This window comes from Williamsia muralis (assembly GCF_002735905.1).
Lineage (GTDB): Bacteria > Actinomycetota > Actinomycetes > Mycobacteriales > Mycobacteriaceae > Williamsia > Williamsia muralis_A.
The window spans coordinates 517,140-537,314 of the sequence record NZ_PEBD01000008.1; the positions used below are offsets into that span (position 1 = coordinate 517,140).

At 65.4% G+C, this 20,175-nt stretch carries 23 protein-coding genes; 9 read left to right on the plus strand and 14 right to left on the minus strand.

Going from position 1 to position 20,175, the window contains the following annotated elements; genetic code table 11:
• Window positions 1-191: 191 nt before the first annotated feature.
• The gene (locus CSW57_RS24460; RefSeq protein WP_189339217.1) at window positions 192-359 is read left to right on the plus strand and encodes a hypothetical protein; all 168 of its coding nucleotides are present in this window, start codon (window positions 192-194) and stop codon (window positions 357-359) included.
• Between the two features lie 16 nt (window positions 360-375).
• Here CSW57_RS24460 and CSW57_RS11450 read toward each other — a convergent pair whose 3' ends face one another.
• Genes CSW57_RS11450 through lysX form a run of 4 tightly spaced genes read right to left on the minus strand, consistent with a single transcriptional unit; the run spans window position 376 to window position 6,333 of the window.
• Entirely contained in the window at window positions 376-1,254 is an 879-nt protein-coding gene (locus CSW57_RS11450; protein WP_099382872.1) for an alpha/beta fold hydrolase, read from the minus strand.
• A gap of 50 nt (window positions 1,255-1,304) precedes the next feature.
• Window positions 1,305-2,138, minus strand: a complete 834-nt coding sequence (locus tag CSW57_RS11455; RefSeq protein WP_099382873.1) for a class II glutamine amidotransferase — start codon at window positions 2,136-2,138, stop codon at window positions 1,305-1,307.
• A 45-nt stretch (window positions 2,139-2,183) separates the two neighbouring features.
• On the minus strand, window positions 2,184-2,942 hold the full coding sequence (locus tag CSW57_RS11460) for a hypothetical protein (RefSeq protein ID WP_223249198.1): 759 nt from the start codon (window positions 2,940-2,942) through the stop codon (window positions 2,184-2,186).
• 19 nt (window positions 2,943-2,961) lie between these two features.
• Window positions 2,962-6,333 (minus strand): bifunctional lysylphosphatidylglycerol synthetase/lysine--tRNA ligase LysX, encoded by a 3,372-nt coding sequence (gene lysX, locus CSW57_RS11465; RefSeq protein ID WP_370623940.1) that lies wholly within the window; start codon window positions 6,331-6,333, stop codon window positions 2,962-2,964.
• Between the two features lie 62 nt (window positions 6,334-6,395).
• Between lysX and CSW57_RS11470 the strand changes: the two genes are divergently transcribed.
• The 3 genes from CSW57_RS11470 (at window position 6,396) to CSW57_RS11480 (ending at window position 8,774) form a co-directional block, all read left to right on the plus strand.
• Window positions 6,396-6,635, plus strand: coding sequence for an RNA-binding S4 domain-containing protein (locus CSW57_RS11470; RefSeq protein ID WP_099382876.1), 240 nt, complete (start codon window positions 6,396-6,398; stop codon window positions 6,633-6,635).
• A gap of 87 nt (window positions 6,636-6,722) precedes the next feature.
• Window positions 6,723-7,208, plus strand: a complete 486-nt coding sequence (gene rraA, locus CSW57_RS11475) for a ribonuclease E activity regulator RraA (protein WP_062794641.1) — start codon at window positions 6,723-6,725, stop codon at window positions 7,206-7,208.
• 12 nt (window positions 7,209-7,220) lie between these two features.
• The gene (locus CSW57_RS11480) at window positions 7,221-8,774 is read left to right on the plus strand and encodes a succinic semialdehyde dehydrogenase (protein ID WP_099382877.1); all 1,554 of its coding nucleotides are present in this window, start codon (window positions 7,221-7,223) and stop codon (window positions 8,772-8,774) included.
• A gap of 40 nt (window positions 8,775-8,814) precedes the next feature.
• Here CSW57_RS11480 and CSW57_RS11485 read toward each other — a convergent pair whose 3' ends face one another.
• From CSW57_RS11485 to CSW57_RS11495, 3 genes are read right to left on the minus strand one after another with little or no spacing between them, the layout of a single operon-like run.
• Entirely contained in the window at window positions 8,815-9,246 is a 432-nt protein-coding gene (locus CSW57_RS11485; protein WP_099382878.1) for a DUF309 domain-containing protein, read from the minus strand.
• A complete protein-coding gene (locus tag CSW57_RS11490) occupies window positions 9,239-9,442 on the minus strand; it encodes a hypothetical protein (RefSeq protein ID WP_099382879.1) in 204 nt (67 codons plus the stop codon). The genes CSW57_RS11485 and CSW57_RS11490 overlap by 8 nt, the downstream gene beginning before the upstream one ends.
• 31 nt (window positions 9,443-9,473) lie before the next feature.
• Window positions 9,474-9,917 (minus strand): hypothetical protein, encoded by a 444-nt coding sequence (locus CSW57_RS11495; RefSeq protein WP_099382880.1) that lies wholly within the window; start codon window positions 9,915-9,917, stop codon window positions 9,474-9,476.
• Window positions 9,918-10,027: 110 nt separating this feature from the next.
• Here CSW57_RS11495 and CSW57_RS11500 point away from each other — a divergent pair, with 110 nt between their 5' ends.
• From CSW57_RS11500 to CSW57_RS11510, 3 genes are all read left to right on the plus strand, one after another.
• Window positions 10,028-10,876, plus strand: a complete 849-nt coding sequence (locus CSW57_RS11500) for an SDR family oxidoreductase (RefSeq protein WP_099382881.1) — start codon at window positions 10,028-10,030, stop codon at window positions 10,874-10,876.
• 172 nt (window positions 10,877-11,048) lie between these two features.
• Window positions 11,049-12,389 carry an APC family permease gene (locus CSW57_RS11505; RefSeq protein ID WP_099382882.1) on the plus strand — a complete coding sequence of 447 codons (1,341 nt, stop codon included), beginning with the start codon at window positions 11,049-11,051 and terminating at the stop codon, window positions 12,387-12,389.
• An 81-nt stretch (window positions 12,390-12,470) separates the two neighbouring features.
• Window positions 12,471-13,025: a DUF1990 family protein gene (locus CSW57_RS11510; protein ID WP_223249199.1), complete on the plus strand. Its 555-nt coding sequence runs from the start codon at window positions 12,471-12,473 to the stop codon at window positions 13,023-13,025.
• On the opposite strand, the gene CSW57_RS11515 is transcribed toward CSW57_RS11510, so the two are convergent.
• A complete protein-coding gene (locus CSW57_RS11515; protein WP_099382884.1) occupies window positions 12,992-13,405 on the minus strand; it encodes a MerR family transcriptional regulator in 414 nt (137 codons plus the stop codon). The genes CSW57_RS11510 and CSW57_RS11515 overlap by 34 nt on opposite strands.
• A 63-nt stretch (window positions 13,406-13,468) precedes the next feature.
• Between CSW57_RS11515 and CSW57_RS11520 the strand changes: the two genes are divergently transcribed.
• Window positions 13,469-14,134 (plus strand): NAD(P)H-dependent oxidoreductase, encoded by a 666-nt coding sequence (locus CSW57_RS11520; RefSeq protein ID WP_099382885.1) that lies wholly within the window; start codon window positions 13,469-13,471, stop codon window positions 14,132-14,134.
• On the opposite strand, the gene CSW57_RS24465 is transcribed toward CSW57_RS11520, so the two are convergent.
• The 6 genes from CSW57_RS24465 to CSW57_RS11550 all read right to left on the minus strand — a co-directional run bounded on the left by CSW57_RS24465 (window position 14,123) and on the right by CSW57_RS11550 (window position 18,314).
• Window positions 14,123-14,743, minus strand: coding sequence for a hypothetical protein (locus tag CSW57_RS24465; RefSeq protein WP_189339218.1), 621 nt, complete (start codon window positions 14,741-14,743; stop codon window positions 14,123-14,125). The genes CSW57_RS11520 and CSW57_RS24465 overlap by 12 nt on opposite strands.
• A 150-nt stretch (window positions 14,744-14,893) precedes the next feature.
• Window positions 14,894-15,820: a copper resistance D family protein gene (locus CSW57_RS11530; protein WP_099382886.1), complete on the minus strand. Its 927-nt coding sequence runs from the start codon at window positions 15,818-15,820 to the stop codon at window positions 14,894-14,896.
• Between the two features lie 6 nt (window positions 15,821-15,826).
• Window positions 15,827-16,339 (minus strand): copper resistance CopC family protein, encoded by a 513-nt coding sequence (locus CSW57_RS11535; RefSeq protein WP_370623941.1) that lies wholly within the window; start codon window positions 16,337-16,339, stop codon window positions 15,827-15,829.
• Between the two features lie 11 nt (window positions 16,340-16,350).
• On the minus strand, window positions 16,351-17,052 hold the full coding sequence (locus CSW57_RS11540) for a YcnI family copper-binding membrane protein (protein WP_099382887.1): 702 nt from the start codon (window positions 17,050-17,052) through the stop codon (window positions 16,351-16,353).
• An 87-nt stretch (window positions 17,053-17,139) separates the two neighbouring features.
• Entirely contained in the window at window positions 17,140-17,532 is a 393-nt protein-coding gene (locus CSW57_RS11545) for a hypothetical protein (protein ID WP_099382888.1), read from the minus strand.
• Window positions 17,533-17,618: 86 nt separating this feature from the next.
• The gene (locus CSW57_RS11550) at window positions 17,619-18,314 is read right to left on the minus strand and encodes a DUF6474 family protein (RefSeq protein WP_023955102.1); all 696 of its coding nucleotides are present in this window, start codon (window positions 18,312-18,314) and stop codon (window positions 17,619-17,621) included.
• A gap of 135 nt (window positions 18,315-18,449) precedes the next feature.
• Here CSW57_RS11550 and CSW57_RS11555 point away from each other — a divergent pair, with 135 nt between their 5' ends.
• On the plus strand, window positions 18,450-20,162 hold the full coding sequence (locus CSW57_RS11555; RefSeq protein ID WP_099383334.1) for a TM0106 family RecB-like putative nuclease: 1,713 nt from the start codon (window positions 18,450-18,452) through the stop codon (window positions 20,160-20,162).
• The last annotated feature ends 13 nt before the right edge of the window (window positions 20,163-20,175 follow it).

Genomic DNA, 20,175 nt, shown 5'->3' on the forward strand with positions numbered 1-20,175 from the left:
ACATCCCTGCGCGTAGCGTGACGTTCACCACAATGTGGCAGCAACACCCCTGGTGAGGCCTGTGCAGAGGTAACGACGCGGCGGGCCGTCACGACGCACAACGCGAAGGTACGGATGTCCAAGGGTTTCGGCTCTGGACGATCGCGGTACCCAGAAAGTTATCCGCTGCACTAAACAGGACGTGATCAGTCGTGAAACTGGCGAAGTCGCACAACAGCCGCCGCACCCCACTACTCGGACGACACCCGCACATCTTCGGTTCGGATGGGCTGATCGCGCATCGACGACTCGCTCGGATGCTGCCTGAAGAGGGCGAACGACTGGTGACGGTCGCCGAGCTGCGGAACTTCAACCTCTGACTTTTCCGACTGCGGTCTATCGATCGGCAGTCGCCCTCGCGGCAAAATCTTCGATCAACCTGGCAGCGACATCGGGCTGCTGGACGATGAAGAAGTGGCGCGCCGGAATGACCGGCGTGTATCCGGCGCCGAGGAATCGGGCGTACCGGGCCTGCTTCCAGTTCCAGAACAATCGGACCGGTGTGCGCCGCCCGGGCAGGGCGGAGACAACCAGAGTCGGCGCCGTGAGAGGCATCGTCCGTCGCATGGCCACCAGTTGTGAGTTGAGAACGCCGAACGCGGCCTGCTCGACGAGAAGTGCTCGCGGATAACGGTTTCCGCCCAGCACCTCCCCGATCCAGTGGCGCTGCTCTGCCGTGTAACCACCCGGTGGCCCGGGCGACGTCGCGATCGCATGGCCGCGGATGCCGGCCGAACGGGGAAGCTGCAGCGCCTTGATGAGGTGTGCGGCCAGGTGCGCCAACCGGTTGCTGAGGCCGGGCGGCACCAATTGCAGCGGCAGCATCACATACGACCCGTCGAGCATGATGACTGCGGCCACCCGCTCCGGCCTGCCGCGAGCGAATCCCTCCGCGTAGAGCGATGCCAGTGAATGCCCCGCGACCACAACGGGTTCGGTGACCCCGACCGCGTCCAGCAGTTCGTCTATCCGTCGGTTCTCGTCGTCGATCGACGGGATCTGGCCGGGAGGGAGTGGATCGGACAAGCCATAGCCGGGCCGGTCGTATCGGATCACCGTCCACCGGTCGCGGAGCAGTTCGGCCAGGTGGTCGAAGTCGAACCAGTTGCCGCCAAGTGCGGCCAGGAGAAGCAGTGGTGGACCCTGGCCCTCGACGACCACATGAGTGCGCAGGCCGCAGATGGTGAAGAAGGCGCCGGGCGGCTGCAGCTGCATCGAGCCATTCTATGCCGTGCTCACCACTCGGCATGGCCGGCGAAAACTGGTCAGGTGGGTGGTTGCGGTCGAAACGGTCGTTGTTCGTCCGGGCCCTTCTGCACGATGAGAGCGCTGGATGGTGGCACCTCGTGCCACAGCCCGGGGAGCGCGACCAGCGGCTCGGACACCACCACGCGGGCTTCGTCGGAGAAGTGCGCAAGACGTTCGTTCTCCGGATACAGCTTGCGGACCGACTCGACGTCGCCGCTGACGTACAACGTGTTGACCACCGGGCCGCTCGCGTAGCGCACCGCGTAGAGCCGTTCACCGTCGGTGAGCCCGATGGTCATCTGAACAGGCTCGGATATGCCCTGCGACGCCGCCAGTGCTTCGATGTGGCCGGCCATCCGCTCCAGACCGCCGAGTGGATCGTCCTCCAGCCCGAAGGTCAGCGCGAGGTAGAACATCACCTCCGAATCCGTCGATCCTCCGATGCTCTCGAACAGGTCCGGTTGCACGGCGAGGATGAGGTCGCGTCGGAGACGTTGGAAATCGGCGATGAAGCCGTTGTGCACGAACATCCACCGTCCATACCGAAATGGATGGCAATTCGTTTGTTGCACTGGGGTACCGGTGGCCGCCCGCACGTGTGCGACGAACAACGACGATCGCACCGTCGCCGACAGCTCGCGAAGGTTTTCGTCACCCCACGCGGGGGCGGCGCTACGGAACAGCGTCGCTCGGCCCGCCTCGCTGTACCAGCCCAGTCCGTGACCGTCGGCGTTTGCGGTGGGAACATCGGGCGCAGCAAGGCGACTCTGTTCGATGAGGGAATGTTCGGGATCGTAGAGAAGCTCTTTGGGGTTGATCGGGTTCCCGAAGTAGCCGAGCCAGCGACACATGGGTCACCTCGTTCTCCGAGCACCGCGCGGAGCCGGCTGCAGCGGTCAGGGCGTCCGCTGTTCGCGACCGCCGACGAGATCCCGCATCCGGTCACGACGACCGACGTAGAGCTCGAACCGGCGCTCGGCGCGCTCGAGCTTGCGTTCAGAGTAGAACCTGCGCGCCCAGTACGAGGTCGGATGAGCCAGCCGCAGCGCGCCCACCAGTCCGAGGAGGGGCACCGGTAGCCCGATCAGGCCTGTTGCAAGCTTGCCCTTGAGCAGGCAGACGACCGAGTAGGCGACGTGCACCAGCACGATCAACGCCGTGATGGCCACGCTGGTGCTGGACGGATTGCCCTCGTCGATTCCGCCGAGAGGAGTGGTGCCGACCAGCATCGCCACTCCGAACACCGTCGCGATCATCACCGCGTCGATCGACTTGCGCCCCTCTTCGGACCAGTACACGTCTTCCAGATGCAGCCACAGCGCGAACTCGTCGAGCGCGAGGGCGGCGCCGATCCCGAACGCGGCGGCCAGCACCTCGCGCCACGGCGGGTCGGGCTGGAACCGGAACTCGAGCAGCCCGGCGGTGAGGATCAGCAAGATGCCCCACACCTGGTGGTGGATGTGCACTCCACCGATGTAGATGTCGTTGACCGGTCCGCCAGGTGCTGCCTCTGCATCGTCCGGCGTGTTCTCACTCCGAGCTCGGATGGATCGGGTGATCCAACGCGTGATGCCGTAGGTCACGATGAAACCGACCAGGGCGAACACGGCCGCAGACCGGCCTGTCTCGACCACGTGGGTCATGTACCAGTTCAAGCGTCAACCTTCAGAGCGGTCACTTCGGCTTGGCGAGTGGGAACGCGAGCGTCTCCCGGATCGACTGTCCGGTGAGCAACATGACGATGCGGTCCACCCCGATGCCGAGCCCGCCGGTGGGGAACATGCCGTGTTCGAGGGCCTGCAGGAAGTCCTCGTCGAGTTCCATCGCCTCGGGGTCGCCGCCCGCGGCGAGCAAGGACTGTTCGGTGAGCCTACGGCGCTGCTCCACCGGGTCGGTCAATTCGGTGTAGGCCGTACCCAATTCGACACCCCACGCGACCAGGTCCCAGCGTTCGGTGACACCGGGGATGGTGCGGTGCTGACGCGTCAGCGGTGACACCGACGTCGGGAAGTCCTTGTAGAACGTCGGGAACGTGGTCAGGTCTTCCACCAGGTGCTCGTACATCTCCAACGCGACCTGACCGGCATCCCAGTCGTTGCGGTAGGGGATCTCGTGCTTGTCGCACAGTTCCTTGAGGTACTCCGCCTCCGAGTACGGGGTGACCTCTTCGCCGACCGCCTCCGACACTGCGCCGTGCAGTGTCTTCACCGGCCACTCACCGGAGATGTCGACCTTTTCGATCTCCCCGTCCTTGCCCTCGATGTAGACCACTTGCTCGCCGTGTGCGGCGACCGCGGCGTTTTGGATCATCTCGCGGGTGAGGTGCAGCATGCGGTCGTAGTCGCTGTGCGCCTCATACGCTTCCAGGCTGGTGAACTCCGGGTTGTGCTTGAAGTCCACACCTTCGTTGCGGAAGTTGCGGCCCATCTCGAACACGCGCTCCATGCCACCGACGCACAGCCGTTTGAGGTACAGCTCGGGAGCGATCCGCAGATACAGATCGAGGTCGTAGGCATTGATGTGTGTGCGGAACGGCGCCGCGTTCGCGCCGCCGTGGATCTGCTGAAGGATCGGCGTCTCCACCTCGAGGTAGTCGCGGCCGGAGAGGTAGTCGCGCATCGACTTCACGATGGCGCTGTGCACTCGCATCAGTTCGCGCGCTCGGGGGTTGATGGTCAGGTCCACGTATCGCTGACGCACTCGTGCCTCGGGGTCGGTGAGCCCACTCCACTTGTCAGGCAACGGGTGCAGACACTTTCCGAGCATCCGCCAGTCCTTGGCCAGCAGCGACAACTCGCCCTTGCGGCTTCTCCCCACCACTCCGCTGACCTCGATGAGGTCGCCGAGGTCGACGGTGCCTGCCAGGTCGAGGGCTTCCGGCTTCAGTGCGCTCGCATCCACGAGTACCTGCACGTCCCCGCTCCAGTCGCGCACATCGCAGAACACGACCTTGCCGAAGTCACGCATGCGGATGACGCGGCCTGCCACCCGGGCGGTGGTCCCTTCAGGCGCGCTTACGGCCTGCGCGATGGTGTGGGTGGGCGGATAGGCAGGCGGATAGGGGTCGACGCCGGCCGCGGTCAGCTGCTCCAGTTTGGCCAGACGGACGCGGACCTGCTCGGGACGCCGCGGTCCGCGATGCTCGGCCTTTTCTTCGCTGGCGATCTCCGCGGCGATCGCGTCGATGTCGACACCGGGCGGCACCGACGAGGCATCGCCGGTGAAGTCGTTGCCCTGCCCGAACTTCGGCAGCTTCACGAATCCTTCGTTGACCACCGCGGCCAGGCCGACTCGCGGGATCGTACGGCCGTCCTCGAAACACAGGAACCGGGGAACCCACTCGGGGTGGTACTTGGCGTTCGACTTGTACAGCGATTCCATCTGCACGAACTTCGACGCGAAAGTGAGAGCGCCGTACATCGCGCGCATGATCGGGCCGGCACCGATCTGGCCGCCTTCTTCGAAGACCACGCGGAAGGCTGCGAAGTTCATCGAGATGTCGAGGATGCCAAAGGCCTCGGCGTTCTCGGCGAACTCGGTCACCATCGTCTCGACCAGCCCGTTGATCGAATCCCGGTCGCGGCGCATCACATCGAGCGATGCGCCGGTCTGACCCCAGGGGACAAACGAGAGCATGCCGACGACCTTCTCGTTCGCGGTGCCCGCGTCCCGCACTGCCTCCACGAGGATGGACCGACCGTCCGCAGGGTCACCCAGACGCCCCAGAGCCATCGAGAAGCCGCGTTCTTCGTCGGTGTCACGCCATTCGTCGGCGCGCGCGATCACCGCGGCCATCTGTTCGGGCGACAGATCCTCGTGACGGGCGATGCGCACGGTGATGCCCGCGCGCTTGGTGCGGGCCACCGACTGCCGGACGGCCTTCATCTCCGGTCCGTTGAGGTTGTAACCGCGGGTGTGGACGATCGCCTCGTCGCCGATGTTCAGTGTGGTGAACCCGGCAGCGTCCCACGCTTCCGCGCCCGTGGCGCTCACGCCGATCGCGCCCGGATGCCAGCCGTACCGGTCGCAGATCTTGAGGAACTCCGCGATCGCGTCGGGCCAGTAGCGCTTGTCGCCCACGGGGTCTCCGCCGGCCATCGCCGTGCCGACCTCCACCCGGTAGGTGATTGCGGCCATGCCGTTGGGAGCGAAGACAACTGCCTTGTCGTGGCGGGTGGAGAAATACGCCAGTGAGTCGTCGCCGCTGAACCCATCGATGAGCAGGCGCAGCAACCGCTCGTCGGTGGCGGTCATCGAGTTGTTCGACCGCTGTGAACGGAACAGGATCAACGCCGCGGCGATGAGCGCCAGGGCGCCGAGCAGACCCAGGAACGTCTCGACGGGTGCATAGGAATGGTGCTCGTCGAAGTCGGTCGACAGGTCGACGGACCCGAACGTCACCACATGATTGATCGCGTACGGCAGCCGCTGGGAGGCGGTGAGGGTGTGAGGGAAGATCTCGACGAGGCCCCAGCCGATCAGCGAACCGATGACCAGGCCGGCCACGAGCACGCCGGCGGCGCGCCAGAGGGCGCCGCGCCGCACACGCGTATAAAACTGTCGATAACTCGCGATCAAATAGATCAGGGCAAACACGTGCAGGACGACGCCGATGCAGATATTGATCCGCACCACGGTGTTCACGCCGTTTTCCGACGACAACGGCTCGAATAGGTAGAGCGCATTTCCGATCGCATAGACGGCGACGTACGCCACCGTGATCCACCACGCGATCCGCTTGCGGGATGCGAGTGCAAAAGCGAGCAGTGCCAAGACGAACGCCCAGGCGAAGCTGGTGTCGGGTGCAGAGATCAGATAATTGTCGACGTAGTCGCGGGGCACCTCGGTGAGGCGCCGGAATTGCAGGGAGATGCTGCTGAGCAGCGAGATGGCGGCGAGCACGCCGGCCACCCAGCTGACGTACCGAGGCGCGTTCTTGAACCATCCCGCAGGCGGGACCAGCCGGGTCGGCCGTCGGGGCGCAGGAGTTGCCTCCCTGCTCACATCGATTGAGTCGTCCGTGGTTTCGGGTGAATCGACGCTCACAGGTGTTGCCTTTCCGCAGCTGGTCCGCAGTAACGTTATCTCTCGGATGGGAGGATTGAACGGTGAGCCGAGAAACAGTTCCGATCCGAGACAATTCCATCCGACTGGGCCAATTCCTTAAGCTGGCAAATCTCATCGAATCCGGGGCCGAGGCTAAAGAGGTCATCGCGGACGGAATGGTCAGCGTCAACGGGGAGACCGAGACGCGGCGCGGCCGGCAATTGATCACCGGCGACGTCGTGGAGATCGGCGGCACCGAGGCCGTGGTCGGCGGACCAGGCGACGGTGTGGTCCCGGACTGACACCCACGGCCACGTTCGACCGACTCGGATGCTGGCCGGTCAGCGGTGGTTACCGGTCGGTAGGTACGAGTCGTTAGGCTGAGGTGCATGAGTGAGATCACCTTCGTCGCCACCGCCGACCTCGTGGACGAGATCGGCGAGGAGGTACGCAGCTGCGACCTCCAGTTCACGCAGTTCGGAAAGCGCAGGGAGTTCGTCGGCCGGGTCACCACGGTTCGGTGCCTCCAGGACAACGCCCTGCTCAAGCAGGTGCTCGGCGAACCCGGCAACGGCGGGGTGCTCGTCGTCGACGGCGCCGGATCAGTGCACACCGCCCTTGTCGGCGACGTGATCGCCGAACTCGGGCGGTCCAACGGCTGGAGCGGGATCATCGTGCACGGTGCGGTCCGAGACTCGAAGCTGCTCGCAGGCATCGACATCGGCATCAAGGCTCTCGGGACAAACCCGCGCAAGTCCACCAAGACCGGAGCCGGGGAGCGTGACGTCCCCGTTGAACTCGGTGGTCTCACCTTCAACCCCGGCGACCTGGCATACAGCGACGACGACGGCATCGTGCTCGTCGCGGCCGAATAGGAGACATTGATCATGGGCAAGCCAGACACAGCCACATTCGACCGTTTGCGGGGGCTCATCGCCATCGACGACCCGGACGCCCGTTCCACCCGGCCGGTTCTCGAGGCGTTCACGGGCGAGGAAATGGCGACCATCCCGGTCGGTACCGCCGACGACGTGCGGGCCGCGTTCGAGCGGGCGCGCGCCGCACAGGTCGAGTGGGCGAAACTCTGGCCGCGTGACCGGGCCAAGATCCTGATCGATTTCGCGGCCCTGGTGCTCAAGAACAGGGATGCGCTGGCCGACATGGCGCAGGCCGAGACCGGCAAAGCGCGCGCCTACGCCCAGGAGGAAGTGCTGGACGTTGCGATGACCGCCCGGCACTACGCCAAAACCGGCCCCCGGCTGCTGGCGGCGAGCAAGGTGAAGGGGATGTTGCCGCTGGCCACCGACGCCCGCGTTCGATACCAGCCCAAGGGTGTCGTCGGCGTGATCTCGCCGTGGAACTACCCGATGACCCTGGCTGCCTCGGACGGGGTCGCTGCACTGATGGCCGGTAATGCGGTGGTGCTCAAGCCCGACAGCCAGACGCCGTATTGCGCCCTCGCCGTGGTCGAGTTGCTCTACCAGGCAGGCCTGCCGAAGGATCTGTTCGCCGTGGTGCCCGGACCGGGTTCTGTTGTGGGACAAGAGATCTTGGCGCAGGCCGACTACCTCATGTTCACCGGGTCTTCGGAAACCGGCGCGCAACTCGCCGAGCAGGCCGGCCGTCGCCTCATCGGTTTCTCGGCCGAACTCGGTGGCAAGAACCCGATGATCATCACCAAGACCGCCGACATCGACAATGCTGTCGAAGGTGCAGTGCGCGCCTGCTTCTCGAACTCGGGACAACTCTGCATCTCGATCGAACGGATCTACGTCGAGAAGCCGATCGCCGATGAGTTCTCCGCCAAGTTCGCTCAGCGGGTGTCGGCGATGAAGGTGGGCAAGTCCTACGACTTCTCCACGGAGATGGGGTCGTTGGCCTCGGCGGACCAGGTCGACACCGCCGAACGGCACGTCGAAGACGCCAAGTCCAAGGGCGCCGTGGTTCTCGCCGGCGGACACCGCCGCCCCGAACTCGGTCCCTTCTTCTTCGAGCCGACCGTTCTGTCCGGGGTTGCCGACGGGATGGAGTCGTTTGCCGGCGAGACTTTCGGACCGGTTGTCGCCATCTATCCGGTGGAGTCCGTGGACGAGGCCATCGAAGAGGCCAACAACACCGAATACGGCCTCAACGCAAGCGTTTTCGCCGGGTCATCGGAAGAAGGCCGCAAGATTGCCGCCGAATTGCGCGCCGGCACGGTCAACTTGAACGAGGGCTACGCGGCGGCATGGGGTTCCACTGCGGCTCCGATGGGCGGTATGGGCAAGTCGGGCGTAGGCCGCCGTCACGGCGCCGAAGGGCTTCTCAAATACACCGAGCCCCAGACGATTGCCGAGCAGCGGGTGATCGGTCTGGGTGGCATCAAGGGCGTGCCGCAGGGCCTGTTCCTGCGGACCGTCCCGGCGTTCGTGAAGTCGCTGAAGTTCTTGCCCGGTCGCTGACCGACGGTGCCGGCCGCGTTTTCCGCGCGGCCGGCATCACTTACCGCGTGTCCTGGACCTGTAGTTCTGCACACGCGATGATGGCGTCCAGATCGAGGCCGTACGGCGTCGCGTCGACCAGGCTGTAACGCAGGAGCCGACCGGCGCCGCGTTCGACGAGACGTTCAGCGCCCCTGGGGTTCCCGCGCAGATGATGCGTCAGACCGACGCAGATCTGGGCCAACCCCTGCCAGAGTTCCCGTTCGTCGGGCGGGCATGTCTTCCAGCGGACCTCGAACACCTCGTGGGCTGCGAACGGACGTCCGGCGTCAATGAGTTGACGTGCCAGCGCGATGGTTTCGGCGGGTGGTAACGGCTCCTCGGAGACCGGTTCGACACCTTCGGCGCCGTACGGCAGCGGCCGGCCCAGCTCGTCGCGAGGCCTTGCCTGCCGTGCGCGGCCGTCGGGGTCGCGGTCGCGACGCTCAGGCATCGTCCACCTCGTTGCTCGTTCTGCCGCCCAGCCAGTCGAGGACCGCAGGATCGTCCGATTGCAGGCGCTGTACTTCTTCCCCACCGGCGCAGGTGCACATCGAGATCGTCACGGCAGAGGCGGTCCGGGACGTCACGCGCCATACCGCACCTGAATCCGTCCACCGGATCAGCGATTCGATCACGTTCTCGTCCACGATTCCTCCCTGCCGGCGGTCGGTGTCAAAACTATCCCGTCACATACCAACTCTGGGACAGCAGCAGGATCCCGGCAGCGACGAGCGCGGCCACCTTGAGCACTTCGGCGCCGATGTACACGTGATGTGCGTGCGACCTCGGCGCTTGCTCGCCGGCGATCACCCGATCCGACCGACGGGTGAGTGGCGGCCGGACCACGATGACCTGGAACGCGAGGATGGCGATCGCACACAGGCATGGAATCAGCACTCGGTACGGGACGTCGCCGAGCACCATCGCGATCGCCAATACAACCGCAAGGACCGCCTCGACTGTGTTCAGCGCCCGGAACACCAGCCGACCGATGCCCAGTCCCGTCTTCAGATCCACCCCGGGAGCGCGGAACTTCAGTGGAGCTTCCAGGAAGGAGATGGCCAGGACCATCCCCAGCCAGATGAAGACACTGGCGGTTGCGAAGGCTTGTGCTGTTGTCATGCTGCGGGGTCCCATCGTTCGAAGGCGTTCGCAGTGCCATCATCGAGGACAACGTGCCGCGAGCAAAAGCACGCTCTCGCGCTGCGAGTCCACGACGACGGGAGAGCCCGGTGACCCAACACCCATCCATCGCGGTCACGGGAGCCAGCGGCAATGTCGGTGGTTCCGTTGCGCGTGCCCTGTCGGGGGCCGGGGCACCTCTCCGGTTGGTGGTGCGTTCGCGCGGGCGCGCGCCGGTGTTGCCCGGGGCAGCGGTCGCGGAGACGAGCTACGGCGACCACGAGGCCGCGGTCGCCGCACTCGCGGACGTCGACACATTGTTCATGGTGTCGGCCTCGGAGAGCGCAGACCGGTTGGACCAACATCGCACGTTCGTCGATGCGGCTGTCCGGGCAGGTGTGCAACACATCGTCTACACGTCGTTCCTGAATGCGGCACCCGACGCGACTTTCACTCTCGCGCGCGATCATTGGGCAACGGAGGAGCACATCCGTGCATCAGGTGTGCAATTCACGTTCTTGCGCGACAGCTTCTACATCGACTTCTTGCCGAGCCTCGCCGGCACCGACGGCGTGATCCGTGGCCCGGCCGGCGACGGCGCGGTGGGTGCAGTGGCGCGTGCCGACGTCGCGCGAGTGGCGATCGAGGTTCTCTCCGATCCGGCATCACACCGGGGTGAGACGTACGACCTCACCGGTCGCGAATCACTCACCTTCGACGAGGTGGCGCGGATTCTCTCCGAAACCAGTGGTCGCACAGTCACATTCCACAACGAGACGATCGATGAAGCCTACGAGTCACGCAAATCGTATGGGGCGCCGGACTGGCAATTGGATGCTTGGGTGTCCACTTACACCGCGATTGCGGCGGGTGAACTGGCAACGGTGACCGACAGTGTGGAGACCATCACTGGCCGGCCGCCGATGACATTGCGCGACTTCGTCGTCGGCTCGGCGTGACCGTCCACGGACGCTGAGGATCCGGCGGGAGCGCTCGTCAGCACCCCTGTGGTGTGCCGGAGGTTTTCGATCGTCGCTCGCAGGCTATGTCTACCTGGAACAAACGTTGTGGAAACAGCTGGCCTTCGAGCGACGTGGGCCGGCACATTCTCGGCTACACCAGGAGATGCGAATGACGGCTGATGCCGAAACGGGAACACAGGCAACAGGCGATGAGCCCGCATCCAAACTGAAGCGGAAGATTACCGGCCCGCTGCTGTTCTTGTTCATCTTGGGTGACGTGCTCGGAGCCGGTATCTACGCCCTGATGGGAGTGCTGTCCGAAGAGGTGGGTGGTGCACTCTGGGCGCCGCTGATCGTCGCCCTTCTACTGGCCCTGCTCACCGCCGGCTCCTATGCCGAATTGGTCACCAAATATCCGCAGGCCGGCGGCGCAGCGATCTTCGCCGAGCGGGCCTTCAAGCAACCGATCGTCTCGTTCCTCGTAGGTTTCTGCATGCTGGCTGCAGGAGTCACGAGCGCAGCCGGACTGGCGCTGGCCTTCTCCGGCGAATACCTCAAGACCTTCATCGATGTGCCGACCGTACCGGCCGCGCTGGTGTTCCTGGCACTGGTGGCCTGCTTGAACGCACGCGGCATCAGTGAGTCGGTGAAGAGCAACGTGGTCATGACGATCATCGAGGTCAGTGGACTGGTCATCGTCATCGCAGTGGTGGGGGTGATGCTCGGTGAAGGTAGAGGTGACGTGTCCCGGGTGACCGAGTTCCCGGACGGCTCAACCCCCGCGATGGCCATCCTCAGCGGTGCCATCATCGCGTACTACTCGTTTGTCGGATTCGAGACCTCGGCCAATGTTGCCGAAGAGATCCGCAATCCCAGTCGTGTGTATCCCTTGGCCCTCTTCGGGTCGTTGGCGACTGCTGGGCTCGTTTATGTGCTGGTGGGACTCGCCAGCTCGATCGCCCTCCCCGCGAGCACCTTGTCCGAGTCGTCGGGACCGCTGCTGGCCGTTGTCGGGGAGTCCGGTGTCGGCATCCCCGACTGGGTCTTCAGCCTGATCGCACTGGTGGCCGTGGCCAACGGCGCTCTGCTCACGATGATCATGGCCAGTCGTCTCACCTTCGGTATGGCCGAACACAGGCTTCTGCCGAGCGCACTGGGGAAGGTGCTGCCCAAGCGGCGCACCCCGTGGGCGGCGATCGTGGCGACGACGTTGGTGGCCATGCTGCTCACACTCACCGGCGACCTGTCGACATTGGCCGAGACGGTGGTGCTTCTGCTGTTGTTCGTGTTCATCTCCACGAATATCGCTGTGTTGGTGCTTCGTCGGGATCCTGTGCAACACAAACACTTTCGGGTTCCGACAGTCATTCCGATTCTAGGTGTCGCCTCGTGCGTGCTGCTGCTGACCCAGCAGAGCGGTGAGGTCTGGATGTATGGCGGCCTCCTTCTTGCGGTGGGTATCGCGCTCCATTTCGTTGCGGTCTGGGTGCGTCGACGTGCTGCCGCGTGACGCGGTCGTCTCGGGGTGTGAACAGCGCCGACGAGGTCGCGAAGCAGCCCGCGGGCAAATCCGGGTGGGTAGGCTCCGCAGATGAGCAAACCATCTGTCCGGCCGATGAATTCGGACACGGCGGGCCGTTTGCGGGCGGCGGAGTTCACCTACGCGGAGGTCGGCGCGACCGAGACCGGTATGCCGTCCGGTTACCACCACCTACGACGAGAGAGGGTCGTGGGGTCGGGCGCTACGGTGTTCCGTGAACTCGGTGACGCTGTTCTGAGTTGGCAGGTGCAGCTCGGCGCCGGCCTGACGGTGACCAGTCCGGATGCAAGAGTCAGCGAAGGAAGCGTCGGGCTGGTCGGGCTCGGCGTGGGTGCGGCCAGGCTGAAGGCGCCGGTGCGAGTTGTGTACGTGCTCGACGAGCCCGGTCGCTGCGGTTTCGCCTACGGCACCTTGCCTGGCCACCCAGAAGCAGGTGAGGAGTTGTTCTGCATCGAGCACCGAGCCGACGACAGTGTGGTGCTGGTGGTCGCGGCCTTCTCACGCCCACACTCGGTTCTCGCCAGGGCGGGCGGACCGCTCGGGAGACTCGGTCAACGCCTGGTGACGAAGCGTTATCTTCGTGCGCTGGACAATCCGGAAAGCTGATCCGGCGCCGTCGAAGCGTTCATGGCATCGCGCACATGCGTTCGTAGCTCGGAGATTCCGGCTCTTTGTGTCCGAAGACGACGCATCGCGTCGGCCAGCTGATTTTCGCGCTCGTCGAGTTGCCGTAGCGCTTCACGGCGTTCCTCGTCTGTCGCTTCGTCGGGGTCGGCGCACGCGACGCGAAGGATGAAAGCGGACTCCGACAACGACAGTCCTGACGCCAACAGGCAGCGGATGTCCTCGACGGTCTGCACGTCCTCTTTCTGGTACCGCCGATAGCCGTTCGGATCACGCGTCGGCGTCAGCAGGCCTGCCTTCTCGTAGTGCCGGAGCATGCGGGAACTGGCGCCGGTGATGTCACTCAAGTCGCTGATGCGCATCGATGCCTCTTCTCGAGATGGACCTTGACTTTGACACTGATGTCATAGTTTACCGTCGCCGGTATGAGCAACGCAGATCAGCACCCCGATGTCATCCTGGTGGTTGTCCACCCCGACACCCAATCGGTCACCTGGAATGTGGCCCGAGCGATGAAAGAGAGCATCGCGGCCGAAAACCTCACTGCCACAACGTACGACCTGGCGGCGTCGGGATTCGACCCCGCCTTCAACAACGACGATCTCGCACACTTCCGGGGGCTCGCCGGGGTCCCCGTGGACGTCGCGGAGCAACAGCAGATGTTGCGCTCTGCCGCAGCGGTGGTGTTGGTTTTCCCGGTCTATTGGTGGTCGCTGCCTGCACTCGCCAAGGGCTGGATCGACCGCGTCTTCACACGCGGCTTCGCCTATGACGATCGAGTCGCCGACGCCCCGAGCGCCATCAAAGGCCTGCATCTGGTGGCTATCGGCGGAATAGATGAAGGGACTCATCAGCGCCACGGATACAAGAAGGCGATGACGCTGCAGATGATCCATGGGATCGCGGACTACTCGCGCATCGAGGCGTCATCGCTCGAATTCCTCTACGACGCAGATTCCGACGACCCGGCCGTTCGACGTGAACTGATCGCTCAGGCCGAGGTCATCGGCGCCAAGATCGCGGCGAGTGTGGTCGGGCAACGCGAACCGGCATCACCACAACAGCTTTCGTCTCTCGGGCTATCGACGTAGTCGCCTGACGGCCAGGAAGATGAGCGCCAAGAAAACCACAGCGCTGCCGATTTTTATAACCGGGCCTGTTGTCGCCGGCTCAGGCAGAGGCAGAGGTTCCGTGCGCTTGAGAGCTGTGAACCGGGCCTGCTGATCCTCGTCCGGAGCGGGCGCCGAGGGTTTCGGGTGTGTGGGTTCCGGTGTCGCGGCCGGGGCGGGAGCGGTCTTGGGAGACGGGGGAGCTGCCGACTGTGCCGGGGTCGACTTCGGTGGAGCCGTGTTGCCCGGCTTGCCGGGACCCTTGCGTACCGGAGGCTTCTTGGCGGGTGCCTTCTTCGATACGACGTGTTCGGCGTTGGCGTGATCGGGTGTGCCGGCGTCGGAGCCACTCGGCGCAGACGCCTTCGTGGGTGGAGTGTTGCCGGGCCCAGCCTTTTTCGCCGGGGCCTTCTTGGCGGCAGTCTTCTTCGCAACGTCCTTCTTGGGGGCGGCTTTTTTCGCCGTCTTCTTGGCAGCAGTCTTCGCGGCGGCCTTTTTCTCCGGAGCCTTTTTCGCAGCCGCCTTCTTGGCCGGCGGGGCGGGGCGCTCGCCCGACTGATCGGAGTCGGGCTGGGAGTCCGGGTCGGCCATACGGCTCACTCCTTCGAAGACGGACGGACTGATCACCGCGTCTCGACGAGGCCCCGAAGTTCTGATCCAGGCTGGCACCGAGCCACGAGGCGACGCCACGCGTACGTGGCTGCGCCGTCGTCAATCATGCCCGGTTCCGGCTGGTTCGGCTCAGCTGGGTGCGGTGGTCCCGAGCCCGGCGGCCAGTCCGATGACAACCGCCATCAACAGCACCTCGACGATCGCGCGTCGCAGCGATGCCTTTTCGGAACTGCGATGGGTGTGGGCCGAAGGCAGCCACCGCCGCCGTTGGTCGGCAGCCACCGCAAGCAACGCCACCATGCCCACCGACTTCGCAAGCAGGATCCGGCCGTAACCCGTGGACCAGACCTCGCTGATCGAATCCAACTCCAGCAAGGCAGCGACCACACCGCTGACGATCAATACCAGGACCAGCCATTGCGCGTACCGCGAGAACACGGGCAGCACGGTTGCCCAGCCCTTTCGGCCGCGGACGGTGAGGGCGAGAGCCGCGAGAGAACCGCACCACCAGCTCGCCGCGAGTACATGCACGGCGATCAGCAATGCTCCACCGGTCAGCTGTCCCAGATGCCCGGTGACGGGTCCGATCAACAGACCCAACGCGGCGAGGGCGCCGACGGCTTCGGGCGCGATCAGACTCGGATACCGGATCCAGACCGCGCAGAACAAGGTGACCGCCAGCGCGCACATCGCCGCGATCAGACCCGCGGTGGTGCCGTTGACCCGAAAGAAGTCGTTGATGCCCACCTCGTGCGGTGCGAGCCCCGTTCGTTCGGCGGCACCCAGCCATGCACCCACCAGCAGAGACACCGCCCACACTGCAGCGAGCACCGATGCCAGACGCAGCACCGGCGGGGTGAGCTCGTCGCCGCCTAAGAGTTTGACGGTGGACAGCCCGAGAACGGTCATCCCGGCGAGCAAGGCGACGGCCCCCGCGATCGATTCGGCTTCGGGGCCGGCGGGACGGGCGAGCGCCCAGGCCAGCAACAAGCCCAGCCAGACCGCGGGCACGGCGACGAGCAACCACTCGCGCCGCGCCGCGCCCGCGGTCGTCACTGTGCGCTACTTCTTCCGCTGTGGACGCAGTGCAAACGCCAACCCGGCACCGAACAACACGACGCCGCCCACGATGAACGGCCACACCGGGATTCCCGATGACGACGAATCGTCGGCGTCCACCGCAGGGCCCGGAGTTCCAGAGCCCGCGACGGTGAGCTCGAAGTCGAGCTGACCTTCCACCGGATGGCCGTCGGCCGACGTGATCCGGTAGTTGATCAGGTACGTGCCGGTCGGCCCCAACTCGCGCACCGGGATGGTGACCGTACGGCCGGTGACCGTCGGTTCGCCGTCCTGCCAGTAATGCTCGTCCGGCCCGACCACCTTCAGCACGGCGTAGTTCTTCTGCACCGGCTCGTTGAAGGTGAGTGTGACCGCTGCCGGACCGGCCGCCAGAGGCGCGCCATCGGCCGGATCAGATCCGATCAGCGCCGAATGGGCCGACGCGGTCGGTGCCCAGACCAGAGCCGCCAGAACGGTCATCGTCAGCGCGACGATCGAGAAGGTCAGACGCCTCACTGAATCTCGCCTCACTGGCGTTTACGCGCGAGGGCGCCGATCGCGACGCCGATTCCCAATGCACCCAGCAAGATTCCGGCACCGGCCAACCAGCGGGCGGTGTCGTCGGTGCTGTCGGTGTCTGAGGACGCTGAGTTCTCGGAGGCGGTCTGGGTGTCTTCCTCGTGAGTCGCCGAATCGGCGTGACCGTCGGCAGTCGGTGCGCCGAGCGTCACTGTGGGCGCGGGCTTGTCGGGCTCGGGCTGACCCTCGACGGTCGGCTGGTCCCAGCGGACCACCTCGCCGTCGGAGTACGTCTGCGTTGCGGCCATGGTGACCGTCTCCTGCTCCGGCAGGGGCCCACCGGACACCCGGAACTGGAGGAACTCGCCGGGACGGATGCCGGGGTTGCCGTCGGCGACCTTCCAGGTCACCTCCGTCGCCGCTTCGGTGGCCGGGTCCTTCTTCACCTCGGCGGTCCAACCGGGCAACGGCTCGGTACGGGCGGAGGTCAGGTTGGGCAGGGCGACGGTCAGCGCGACCGTGCTGGCGGTGTCCGACTCGTTGGGGACCCGGAAGGTGATGACGCCGTAGCCACCCTGGGTGAGACCGTCACCGGCCGCGGTGACGTGAGCCGAGGCCGAACCGGCGCCCAGCAAACTCAGGCCACCGACCATCGTGACGGCGGCGAGTGACGCACCGAGAAGACGGAAGCGTCGCTTGAACAAAGACATGGATGTTTCCTAACGGAGATGGGTGAGACCCGCCCGGGTGACCGTGTCGATCTACGGGCTCGGGCGGATGAAGGGTGTGGGCGAAGATCAATTCGCCGGTGGACCCCGAACCCCTGTCCCGCCAGGAGCGAACACCTCGACCAGAGGTCGTAGATGGGGTGAGGGAGGAAGATTCGAACTCGCGACTTCGGCAACGGGGCCGCCCAGGAGGCGGCGCACGACGGCCAGGACCGACGTGATCACCCCGTACAGCGAGGTACCGCCGGCGATGAGCAGCGCGCACACCGGGATCGCGATCAAGTGGGTCACCAACATCAACGTCTGCGACCCGTGTGCATGGGCCATCGGGTCTGCGGTGGCCGAGAGGAGCATGTGCCCGCCGATCTGGGCGCCGGTCAGCACCGCGAGCAGAGCGAGCGGGGAGTTCAGTCGACGGCACAGGGTGGCCGCGACGATCCCGACCAGCAGGAGCAGCAGCATTCCTGCGGAGTCAGGAAAAACGCCTGAAGCCGCCCCGTGGGCAGCAATTGCCAGCGCCGGGGCGGTCAGGAGGATGGCCAGAGCGGTCAGGGACGCACTCCGAGGCGTGCGAGCAGATCGGCGTCGATGGCGGCCAGCTCACGGCTGATGGCGGCGTGCGCACTGCGGCGCCGTGCGGCGGGCATGTGTTCGGCTGCCGCAACAGCGGTGGACAGGTCGGACAGCCGCTGATTCATCGTCGACGCGAAGGTCTTGGTCTCGGCGTCCGACGGATGCTTGGCGGTGAGGGTCTGCAAGGAGGAGTTCGCACCGGCGATGCGTGCCGACAGAGCGGCGCCATGGCCGCTGTACTTGTTCAGCTCGGCAACAGGGACACCTGCGCGATCGGCCTGGATCCGGCTGATCTGCTCCCGGGCCGCAGTGCTGGCGCGGTAGGCGATCGGCACCAGGATCGGCGAGAGCACCTTGGCGACCTGCAGATAGCGCTTCACCCGAGCGGGCGAGAGAACCTTGCCATCGGCGACCGCCTTGGCGTTGGCCTGCGCGATCTTGACGCTCGCCGAGTTCGTCTTGTCGGCGATCTTCAGAGCACTCTTGTCCGACTTGGCCTGCGCCTTGCGCGCTTTCTTGGCGAGCTTGCGCTGCTGCTTGAGCTCTTCCTTGGCGAACTTTCGCCCGGACTTGTCTTCGAGGCGGGCTTCGAGCTTGGCCTTCGCCTTGAGGGCCTTGGCCTCAGCTTTGCGCTGTGCCCGGCTCTTGCGTCCGGAACTGAACAAACCCATGCGTTGGGGACCTCTCGTTGGCTTGGTCGAGCATCGCCGTCGGCGGTTGACGAAATTGTCCTGCAGTTGCGGTACAAGCATTACATAGCGGGGGTACGGCAGGTGCCCCAGATCGGTGAGGAGAGGATGGTGTGGATGGCAACTCGTTCATCGGTGCCATCCGGCCCGACAAGACCGCCGCTGCTCAGTCCCAGGGATCTGAGCGGCTGCGAACATCGGCTTGCCCTCGATTCCCGATTCCACGGCTCAGAGAAGGTCGCCGAAGACCCCGCGGTGACGCTGCGCAAAGAAGCGGCGGCCGAGCACCGTGAGCGTGTTCGCGACATGCTCCATGCGGTCCATTCGATCGAGCTCAGCGGTTGGGCCGACGTGGGCAGCGGCGGCAGTAGCCGACAGCGGGCCGAGCGAACCATGGCGGCCATCGCATCCGGGGCCAGATGGATCTGGGGCGCGTCCCTGCCCGACGACGAGGCCGGTGGCCGTCGCGGATGGGCGGAACTGCTGATCCGAATGGACGATCCGCAACGAAAGCCGGGCTACGTGCCGGTCATCGTGGTGAATCACAAGGCTTCCGACCCCGGATCGGGCGCGGTGACCAGCCCGGTGTGGAGTTGGCAGCCGATGCTCGACGAGACGCGGAAGGTTCGCGGCAATTCGCGGGACACCGTTCGGCTGGCGCAGCTGTACCGGATGCTCGAGGCTCTCGGCGTCGCAGCGGTCGACCCGGGGACCGGCAAACCGGTCGGCGCGGTGATCGGCCTCGACACCGATTGCATGGTGGTCCTCGACCTCACCGACACGCTGGTCCGATACGACGCGCTGCTGGAGCGCCGAGCCGGCATCGCCGCGGGCCGGATATCAACGGCGCCGTCGCGGATCGGCGAGTGCCGCAACTGCGCGTGGTGGTCCAAGTGCGGTCCGGAACTGCACGAGGCACGCGATGTGAGCCTGGTGGTCAACGGCAATCTGACCCAGCTGCTCGCGACGGTGGGCGTTCGCACGGTGGACGAACTGGCCGCCTACGACGGCCCTGTGCCCGACGGTTGGCCGGGTGGCAGCCTTGCTGACTCGATCCTGTTGGCGCGTGCCTGGCTGGCTCAGGTGACGCTGATCCGGCGAATGCCCGAGGTGCAGGTGGCGCGGGCCGACGTGGAGGTCGACGTCGACATGGAGAGCTACCAGGACGACGGCGCCTACCTGTGGGGCACGCTGCTCACCGACAACACCGATTCCACGCGGACGGTCAGATACCGCCCCTTCGTCACCTGGCAACCCTTGCCCACCCAGGATGAGGCCCGCTCCTTCGCCGAGTTCTGGCAATGGCTGATCGACGAGCGCGACAAGGCCCTGAGCGAGGGCAAAACCTTTGCGGCTTACTGTTATTCGCAGCAGGCCGAGAATCGTTGGCTCCTCGGGTCGGCTGACAGGTTCGCAGGATCGCCCGGTGTGCCGAGCCGTGAAACCGTGCAGGAGTTCATCAACTCACCGCACTGGGTCGACATCTACGAGGCCGTCAGCGTGAACTTCCTCAGTCCTGAGGGCAAAGGTCTCAAGAAGGTGGCGCCCCACGCGGGCTTCCACTGGCGCGACGACGAAGCCGGCGGCGAGGCGTCGATGCAGTGGTATCGGCGGGCAGTGGGCCGCGACGGCGAAGAGGTGGATCAGACCCAGCGGGTGAGATTGCTCGAATACAACGAGGACGATGTGCGCGCCACGAAGGCGTTGCGCGAATGGATGACAACCACCGCAGCTCAGCAGGTACCGCTGGGTTCGGATCTACCCGTGCCTGCTGTCGTGCCCGGGCGCGATGAGGTGCCTACGGCCCGGATTGATCCCGCCGCCAGCTGAAGAAGTGAGAGAA

Coding starts and splice junctions, on each gene's coding strand:
- CSW57_RS11450 (WP_099382872.1), bottom strand. CDS start 1,254: ATGCAGCTGCAGCCGCCCGGCGCCTTCTTCACCATCTGCGGCCTGCGC.
- CSW57_RS11455 (WP_099382873.1), bottom strand. CDS start 2,138: ATGTGTCGCTGGCTCGGCTACTTCGGGAACCCGATCAACCCCAAAGAG.
- rraA (WP_062794641.1), top strand. CDS start 6,723: ATGAGTGAGATCACCTTCGTCGCCACCGCCGACCTCGTGGACGAGATC.
- CSW57_RS11480 (WP_099382877.1), top strand. CDS start 7,221: ATGGGCAAGCCAGACACAGCCACATTCGACCGTTTGCGGGGGCTCATC.
- CSW57_RS11485 (WP_099382878.1), bottom strand. CDS start 9,246: ATGCCTGAGCGTCGCGACCGCGACCCCGACGGCCGCGCACGGCAGGCA.
- CSW57_RS11495 (WP_099382880.1), bottom strand. CDS start 9,917: ATGACAACAGCACAAGCCTTCGCAACCGCCAGTGTCTTCATCTGGCTG.
- CSW57_RS11505 (WP_099382882.1), top strand. CDS start 11,049: ATGACGGCTGATGCCGAAACGGGAACACAGGCAACAGGCGATGAGCCC.
- CSW57_RS11510 (WP_223249199.1), top strand. CDS start 12,471: ATGAGCAAACCATCTGTCCGGCCGATGAATTCGGACACGGCGGGCCGT.
- CSW57_RS11515 (WP_099382884.1), bottom strand. CDS start 13,405: ATGCGCATCAGCGACTTGAGTGACATCACCGGCGCCAGTTCCCGCATG.
- CSW57_RS11520 (WP_099382885.1), top strand. CDS start 13,469: ATGAGCAACGCAGATCAGCACCCCGATGTCATCCTGGTGGTTGTCCAC.
- CSW57_RS24465 (WP_189339218.1), bottom strand. CDS start 14,743: ATGGCCGACCCGGACTCCCAGCCCGACTCCGATCAGTCGGGCGAGCGC.
- CSW57_RS11540 (WP_099382887.1), bottom strand. CDS start 17,052: ATGTCTTTGTTCAAGCGACGCTTCCGTCTTCTCGGTGCGTCACTCGCC.
- CSW57_RS11545 (WP_099382888.1), bottom strand. CDS start 17,532: ATGCTGCTGCTCCTGCTGGTCGGGATCGTCGCGGCCACCCTGTGCCGT.
- CSW57_RS11550 (WP_023955102.1), bottom strand. CDS start 18,314: ATGGGTTTGTTCAGTTCCGGACGCAAGAGCCGGGCACAGCGCAAAGCT.
- CSW57_RS11555 (WP_099383334.1), top strand. CDS start 18,450: ATGGCAACTCGTTCATCGGTGCCATCCGGCCCGACAAGACCGCCGCTG.